The 7,781-nt window shown below is 66.6% G+C and carries 6 protein-coding genes; 1 reads left to right on the top strand and 5 read right to left on the bottom strand.

The window, feature by feature from the left end:
• Positions 1–187: 187 nt before the first annotated feature.
• The 4 genes from WCE05_RS12135 to WCE05_RS12120 all read right to left on the bottom strand — a co-directional run bounded on the left by WCE05_RS12135 (position 188) and on the right by WCE05_RS12120 (position 3,543).
• On the bottom strand, positions 188–883 hold the full coding sequence (locus WCE05_RS12135) for a GntR family transcriptional regulator (RefSeq protein ID WP_225790133.1): 696 nt from the start codon (positions 881–883) through the stop codon (positions 188–190).
• A 16-nt stretch (positions 884–899) separates the two neighbouring features.
• Positions 900–1,610, bottom strand: a complete 711-nt coding sequence (locus tag WCE05_RS12130) for a FadR/GntR family transcriptional regulator (RefSeq protein WP_225790134.1) — start codon at positions 1,608–1,610, stop codon at positions 900–902.
• 66 nt (positions 1,611–1,676) lie between these two features.
• A complete protein-coding gene (locus WCE05_RS12125) occupies positions 1,677–2,990 on the bottom strand; it encodes a C4-dicarboxylate transporter DctA (RefSeq protein ID WP_253091345.1) in 1,314 nt (437 codons plus the stop codon).
• Between the two features lie 217 nt (positions 2,991–3,207).
• A complete protein-coding gene (locus WCE05_RS12120) occupies positions 3,208–3,543 on the bottom strand; it encodes a helix-turn-helix domain-containing protein (RefSeq protein ID WP_225790136.1) in 336 nt (111 codons plus the stop codon).
• 407 nt (positions 3,544–3,950) lie between these two features.
• Here WCE05_RS12120 and WCE05_RS12115 point away from each other — a divergent pair, with 407 nt between their 5' ends.
• Entirely contained in the window at positions 3,951–5,633 is a 1,683-nt protein-coding gene (locus WCE05_RS12115; protein ID WP_368815988.1) for a putative bifunctional diguanylate cyclase/phosphodiesterase, read from the top strand.
• Between the two features lie 222 nt (positions 5,634–5,855).
• On the opposite strand, the gene WCE05_RS12110 is transcribed toward WCE05_RS12115, so the two are convergent.
• Positions 5,856–7,634, bottom strand: coding sequence for a sigma-54-dependent Fis family transcriptional regulator (locus WCE05_RS12110; RefSeq protein ID WP_368815987.1), 1,779 nt, complete (start codon positions 7,632–7,634; stop codon positions 5,856–5,858).
• Positions 7,635–7,781 lie beyond the last annotated feature (147 nt).

Here is a 7,781-nt window from a genome sequence, read left to right as displayed (position 1 = left end):
GTATAGGTGGGGGGAGGTGGGGGCTGATCAGTTAAGCGGGGCCTTGTCATGTTGGGGCTGCTTTGCAGCCCATCGCGGGCAAGCCCGCTCCTACAGGTTCGGCGCCGCTCTGAAGAATGGCGCAGTCTCTGTGGAGCGGGCTTGCCCGCGATGGGCCGCAAAGCGGCCCTGAATGGCTCGCCAGGGGTTACGCCTGGCCGCTCTCATCCAGGTCGAGCTTGGCCTCCAGGCGGTCCAGGTGTTCGTTCATCAGCGCCTGGGCCGTTTCGACGTCACCGCTTTCCACGGCATCGATGATCGCCGCATGCTCCTGCCAGGCGCAGTGCTCGCAGCAGGGCGACTCGTAGCGGGCGATGATCAGCGAGGTCATCGGCACCAGCCCGTTGAGAAAGCGCGCCAGCGGCGCATTGGCCGCCACCTGGGCCAGCTTGAGGTGGAACTCGCCGCCCAGGCGGATCGCCGCGCAGCGTTCGCCGTGTTCGTGGTGCAGGCGCTCGCGTTCGACCAACTGGCGCAATTGGCGGATCTGCGCCGGGCGGGCGCGCTGGGCGGCCAGGCTGATCAGCGTGCTCTCGGCCAGGCGCCGGGCGCTGAGCACCTGGCGCGCCTGCTGCGGATCGGGGGTGGCCAGGTGCGCGGTGTGGCTGGGGCGCTGGACCACCACCTGCTGGTCCGACAAGCGTCCCAGTACCCGGCGGATCACCGTGCGGCTGACCCCGAAGGCATTGCCCAGGGCCTGTTCGGGCAAGGCGCTGCCGGGCGGCAGGCGCTGCTCGAGGATGGCGTCGAACAGGCGCGGGTAGATCTGCTCGGCCGACAGGCGGGTCTCGCCGGCGGCGAGCAGGGCTGGCAGGTGAGGGGCGGCGTGGGCGCAGGCGGTCATGGTCGCTCTCCTGGGGTCATGGGCCCGGGTGTTCGTCGGGGATGTTCAGTTCGATGCCCATGCGCTGGCCCTCCTCGAGGATGTGCCGGCGCATCTGGGCACTGGCCTGGGCGCTGTTCTTGTCGCGGATGGCACGCACCACGGCTTCGTTCTCGGTCAGCCGCGCGGCCAGGTGTTCAGGCGAGTTGCGCAGCATCTCGGCGCTCTGCTTGAGGGCATTGCCGGTCTGCTGCACCACGCTCTGGAAGATCGGGTTGGTGGTCAGGGCGAACAGCGCCTCGTGGAAGGCGATGTAGGCGTTGACGCCGGCCTCGCTGTCACCGGCCTCCAGGGCCTCGCGCATGTCCATCAAGGTCAGGCGCAGTTGGCCGATGTCCTGGCTGTTGGCCGATTGGGCGACCAAGCCGACGATGAAGGGCTCGAGGGTGTAGCGCAGTTCCAGCACGTCGGCCAGGCTGGCCGTGGCCAGGGTGTCGGCGGCCTGTTCCTGCTCCTGGGCGGCGACCTCGGCCTCGAGCACCAGCACGCCCTTGCCGGGCAGCGAGCGTACCAGGCCCTGGGTTTCCAGCACGGTCACCGCTTCACGCAGGCTGGGCCGGCTGATGCCCAGCTGTTCGGCCAGCTCGCGTTGGCCGGGAAGCATCTCGCCGCTGCGCCACTGGCCGCGGGCCAAGGCCTGGCGGAGTTTTTCCACCACCGAATTGACGACGGTCGATGAGCTGATCACGGTTCGCTCCCTTGAAGTTGCATCGGGTCTCCTTGCGGCCGGCGCATCGCACCGGCCGCGGGTCATTCAGAATTCCTGCTGGTGGGCCTGGGGGGGCTGCTTGCGTGGCGTCGGGGCGAAGCCAGGCTTGCCGGACAGTACATTGTGCGCACGCTCCAGGTCGATGTCCTTCTCCCAGCGGGCGATGGCCACGGTGGCGACGCAGTTGCCGATCAGGTTGGTCAGCGCCCGGCCGATGCCCATGAACCAGTCCACCGCCAGCACCAGCACCAGGCCCACCACCGGGATCGCCGGCACGGCGGTCAGGGTCGCGGCGAGGATCACCAGGGCCGAACCTGGGATGCCATGGGCACCCTTGGACGTCACCAGCGACACCAGCAGGATGGTCAGCAGGTCGGTCATGGCCAGCGGCGTGCCGGTGGCGTTGGCGATGAACACGATGGCCAGGGTCAGGTAGATGGAGAAGCCGTCGAGGTTGAACGAGTAGCCGGTGGGGATCACCAGGCCCACGGTGGAGCTGCCGATGCCCAGGTGCTCGAGCTTGCGCATGATCTGCGGCAGCACGGCGTCGGAGGAGGCGGTACCGAGGACGATGGTCAGCTCCTCGCGCAGGTACTTGATGAACGGCAACAGCTTCATGCCCGACAGGCGCATCACCGTGCCGAGGATGATCAGCACGAAGCCCGCGCAGGTCAGGTAGAACAGCGCCACCAAGCCGCCCAGGTGCTGCAGCGACTCCAGGCCGTACTTGCTGGTGGTGAAGGCGATGGCGCCGAACACGCCCAGCGGCGCCAGGCGCACGATCATGCCCATGATGCGGAACACCACGTGGCTGAGCTCGTTGATCAACCGCGAGATACCCGAGGCCGACTCGCCTACCAGGTTCAGCGCGCTGCCGAACAGCACCGAGAACAGCAGCACCTGGAGGATGTTGTTGTCGGCGAAGGCGCCGACCACCGATGTCGGGATCAGGTCCATGAAGAATGCTGCTGCGCCGTGGATGTGTTGGCTGCGCTCGGCCAGGTTGCTGGCATCGGCGCTGGAGAGCTGGTCCAGGTGGATGTTGGCGCCGCTGCCGATGCCGGTGCTGAAGGCGAACACCAGGCCGATCACCAGGGCGATGGTGGTCAGCACTTCGAAGTAGATCACCGACTTCAGGCCGATGCGTCCGACCTTCTTCAGGTCGCCCGCGCCGGAAATGCCGCTGACCACCACGCAGAAGACGATCAGGCCGATGAGCATCTTGATCAGCTTGATGAAGCCGTCACCCAGGGGTTTGAGTTGCAGGGAAAGGTCGGGGAAGCTGAGACCGCAGGCAATGCCGAGGGCCAGGCCCAGCACGACTTGGAGGAAGATCGAACGCGAGCACCATTTGAGCATGGGAGGGATCTCTGGTCGGTGTCCTTGCTTCGATGCCGGGAGGGGCGAAAGAGCGCAGGACTTAATTATTGTGGTCTTACCGGTTTGTTCAGCGCCGGATCATAAAACCGTGAAATTTTCGTTTTTGCAAGGATTTTTGGCCTTACCGGTCTGACCAGTTGTGGTGCAGTCTGGTACAACACGCTCTGGGACGGTGCAGAGGGGTCAATGGGGCCGTTCATCGCTCCCGGGGCGGGGCTTCAGGCGTGGCCAAGGCCTGGTCGACGGCTGCAATTAGCTTGCCAAGGTCCTTGGGCGGGGCCTTGTGGATCACGCCGAACAGGTAGGCACGCTGCTCCTCTTCGTCGTCCGGTTCGGCGAAGAAGGCCTTGGGTTTGACGCCCAGCACCGTGGCGAATAGCAGGAGGGCATCGATGCTGGGGGTGTAGGTACCGGTCTCGAAGCGGCTGATGGTCTTGGGATCGAAGCCGGTCCGCTCGCCAAGTTGCGCCTGCGTGAGGCCCGCCAGCTTGCGATAGCGGCGCAGGGCAGAGCCCAGACCTGATCTCGTCATCGCTTGTTTCCCATTTGGAATCAAGAACTTAACGCTAAATTTCAGCGTAAGGCAACAGCATGCGGCATCACCTTTGTTGGCAAAATGTGATGGTGTTCGTAGAATTCGATTTTCGGCCGATCAGCCATCGTTGATGTACGGGCCTCGGCCGGGTTCGTGCCGGGCCGTAGGTGAAGGCGCCAGCGGATATTGGAACTGATCGAGGATGAACGGTTCCGGCCTGCCTCCGTCATGGGGCGGGGCGTCGGATCGTCAGTGAATGGAGTCTCATCGTGCCTCTCGACCTGCCGGGTTTCCCGGCCGAACACTGCGTTCCCGACCAGCCACGGCGTATGCTTCATTGGCATGGTCGGATCGGTGCCGGGCCTCGCGCCCTGGCACGGCGCTTCGAACGCTAGGGTGCCGCGATGGACGAAAACTACCGCGCCGCCGTGGATGCCGCCGCGATCTTCTCGGAAACCGACCTGCGCGGGCGGATCACCTATGTCAACCAGCAGTTTTGCCGTATCTCCGGCTACAGCCGCGAGGAGTTGCTCGGGGCCAACCATCGCATTCTCAATTCCGGCCTGCACGAGCCGGAGTTCTTCAGCGGCATGTGGCGTGCCCTGGTCGCCGGCAAAGTGTGGCGGGGCGAGATCTGCAACCGTGCCAAGGACGGTTCGTTGTATTGGGTCGACAGCACCATGGTACCGCTGCTCGATCCGCTCACCGGGACGGTGCGCAAGTACGTGTCGATCCGCTTCGACGTCACCGAGAAGCGCCAGTTGCTGCATACCCTGCAATGGCGGGTCGGTCACGATGTGCTGACCGGCCTGCCCAACCGCGCCTACCTCTGCGACCTGCTCAGCCAGGCCATGGCCTTTTCCCGCCGGGAAGACATTTCCCTGGCGGTCTGCATGCTCGACCTGGATGGCTTCAAGGCGGTCAACGACGGCTATGGTCATGCCATCGGCGACCTGCTGCTGGTCGAGGTGGCGCAGCGCCTGAAGGGTATCCTGCGCGGTGGCGATGCGGCGGCACGGCTGTCGGGCGACGAGTTCGTGCTGATCCTGCGGCATGTCGAAGGCAGCCGCCAGTTGCATGCCGCCCTGCAACGGATTCTCCGGGCCCTGGCTGCGCCCTATGTGATCCGTGGTCAGCCGTTGTCCTTGAGCGCCAGCATCGGCGTCACCCTGTTCCCCCAGGACGACGAGGATGCCGACACCCTGGTGCGCCATGCCGACCAGGCCATGTACGTGGCCAAGCAGCGCGGGCGCAATCGTTACCATGTGTTCGACGTGTCCCATGAGCTGGAACTCAGGGCTACCCACCAGGCCGTGGCCCGGGTGCGCAAGGCCTTGCGCCAGGACCAGCTGGTGTTGCACTACCAGCCCAAGGTGAACATGCGCAGTGGCCAGGTGCTCGGCTTCGAGGCGTTGCTGCGCTGGCTGCACCCGGACAAGGGGGCGGTACTGCCTGGCGAGCTCCTGTCGCAGGTGGAGCAGACCGACTTGGTCGTGGAAATCGGCGAATGGGCCATCGGCCAGGCCCTGGCACAGCTGCAGCGATGGCAGGGCTGCGGTTGGTCGGTGAGCGTCAACATCGCCGCACGACACCTGCACAGTGGCGACTTCGTCGAACGCCTGGAGAGGTTGCTGGCGCGGTACCCAAGCGTAGGCCCGGGGCAACTGGAGCTGGAGATCGTCGAGTCGGTGGCGGTCGACAACCTGCAGCACGTCAGCCGCTGCCTGGAGGCCTGCCGGGCGCTGGGGGTCGCGGTTTCCCTGGACAACTTCGGCACCGGCCATTCCTCGCTGAACCACCTCAGGTGCCTGCCGGCCCGGACTATCAAGATCGACAGCACGTTCGTGCGCGATATCCTGCATGACCCTGATGAGCGGGCGCTGGTCCGTGCGGTGCTCGGCCTGGCCCATGCCTTTGGCCGCAGGGTGATTGCCGAGGGGGTGGAGAGCCTGGAGCATGGGCAGGTGCTGATGGAGCTGGGGTGTGATCTGGGCCAGGGGCACGGCATTGCCCCGCCGATGCCGGCGCAGGCGGTGCCGGGATGGGTGCAGGGGTTCCGGCAGCCGGTGGCGTGGCGGCAGGTGTGAGTCGGGGGAGGGGATGGTAGGAGGAAGAGAGGGCTTGCGAGTACTGGGACCGCTTCGCCCCCCATCGTCGGCAAGCCCCACACAAGTTGGGCGTAAGCCTCAAGAGCGGCGCGGTCTCTGTGGGAGCGGCCTTGTCGGGGCGCCGTACCGGTCGAAAAGGGGCGCGAAGCGGCCCCAGATTTCAGGAAGTGGCCGCCACAGCAAGAAAGCCGGCTCACCCGCTCACTCGTTCGAGGCCGCCACCCCTCGCTCCCGCAGCCGCTTGTATAAAGTCGTGCGGCTGATCCCCAATGCCCGGGCCACCGACGAAAGATTGCCATTGGCCTGGCGCAGCAACTCGCCCAGGTCCGCCTCGCGTGGCGCTGCGCACACGGGGTACACGGACTCTTCCACCTCGGCCAGGAAGCTGCCGGGCAGATGCTCCACGCCAATGGGGGCCGGCCCCGCCAAGGCCAGGGCCACCTGCATCACGCTGACCAGCTCGCGCAGGTTGCCCGGCCAGGGATGGCGCTCGAACAAGACGAGGATCTCGGCCGGCAGGCGCTGCGGCTGGCCAGGCTCGCGGTAGCGCGCATGCACCTGTTCGATCAGCGCCCGCCGGTCGCTGCGCTCGCGCAAGGGCGGCAGCAGCACTGCCAGCCCGGCGATACGGTAGTACAGGTCCTGGCGGAAGCGCCCCGCCCGGACCTCGGCGGCCAGGTCGCGGTTGCTCGCCGAGACCACGCGAATGTCCACCGCCACCGGTTCGCCGCTGCCCAGCGGCTGGATGCTGCGCGTCTGCAGCACGCGCAGCAGGCGGGCCTGGGTCGGCAGGGGCATGTCGCCGATCTCGTCGAGGAACAGGATGCCCTGGTCGGCCTTGCGGATCAGCCCAGGGTTGCCCTTGTGATGGGCGCCGGTGAAGGCGCCTTTCTCGTAGCCGAACAGTTCCGACTCCACCAGTTCGGCAGGGATCGCCGCGCAGTTGACCGCCACCAGCGCTTGCCCGGCGCGGCTGCTGGCCTGGTGCAGGGCCTCGACGAAGACCTCCTTGCCAACGCCGGTCTCGCCCTGGACCAGCACCGGTATGTCCTTCTCCAGCAGCAGGCCGGCCTGGGCCAGGGCTTTTTCCAGCCGCGGGTCGCCGCTGCGGGGCGAAGGCGGGAGGGGCGCGCCATGCGGTGCATGCCATAGGCAATGGAAGCGATTGCGGCCGGTAGCCTGCAGGGCGAAGGCCTGGCCTTCGGCCTGTGCCAGGATCTGCCGCAGGGGGATCTGGAACAACTGCTCCAGGCTGTGTTGCAAGGGGTTGCGGCCGAGCAGGCTGTCGGCCCGGTGGTTGGCGGCCAGCACCCGGCCGCGCTCATCGAACACCAGCAGGCCGGCCCAGGGGCTGTCCAGGTTGTCCGGGGCGCTGTTGAACAATAGCTGCCGGTGCTGCCCGCCATGGCGAGCCAGGATCAGGCGGTTCTCCAGGCTCTGGCCCATCATGCGTACCAGGCCGAGGGTCTGGGCGGCGGGCAGGTAGCCGTCGCTGGCGACATCGAGCACACCCACCAGTTGGCGCTCGGCATCGAACAAGGGCGCCGCGGCGCTGGCCATGTAGCGGTTCTGGCGCAGGAAGTGCTCGTCCTGGCCCACATGCAGCGGCTCGCCGCAGACCAGCGCGGTGCCCAGGGCATTGGTGCCCACGCCGCGTTCGTGCCAATGGGCGCCGGCGACGAAGCCGTGTTGCTGGCGCGGGTCGACGAAGCGCCGCGTGCCCCATGCGTCGAGCAGGCAGCCGCTGGCATCGCCGAGCATCACCAGGTAGCTGGAGTTGCCCAGCAGGTGCGCGTAGTGCGGCAGGACCTCGTCGCGGGTCAGGCGCAGCAGGGCCTGGCGGCGTTCCAGCAGGGCGTTGAGCTCGGCCTTGGTGAGGCAGTCGAAGTCCGGCGCGCTCTGGGGCTCCAGGCCATGGTCGCGGCAACGCGCCCAGGAGGCCTGGATCAGTTGGGCATGGGTCGAAGCGGATGCGGCCATGGGCCTGTCCTTTAGGGTTATCGTTTTCTGCCGACCGCTGTTCAGTGTCGTCCAGGGTTGTTCATTGTCAAACCCACAGCTGTTCAGTTGTTCAGCGAATGTGTTCAGTTGCGAACCGGTGCTGGCCACTGTGAGCGCCCCACGCCC

Source organism: Pseudomonas sp. I2, assembly GCF_040984075.1.
GTDB lineage: Bacteria > Pseudomonadota > Gammaproteobacteria > Pseudomonadales > Pseudomonadaceae > Aquipseudomonas > Aquipseudomonas guariconensis_B.
Note: the sequence above shows the minus strand (reverse complement) of the source record. Positions and strands in the feature narration are given on the sequence as shown.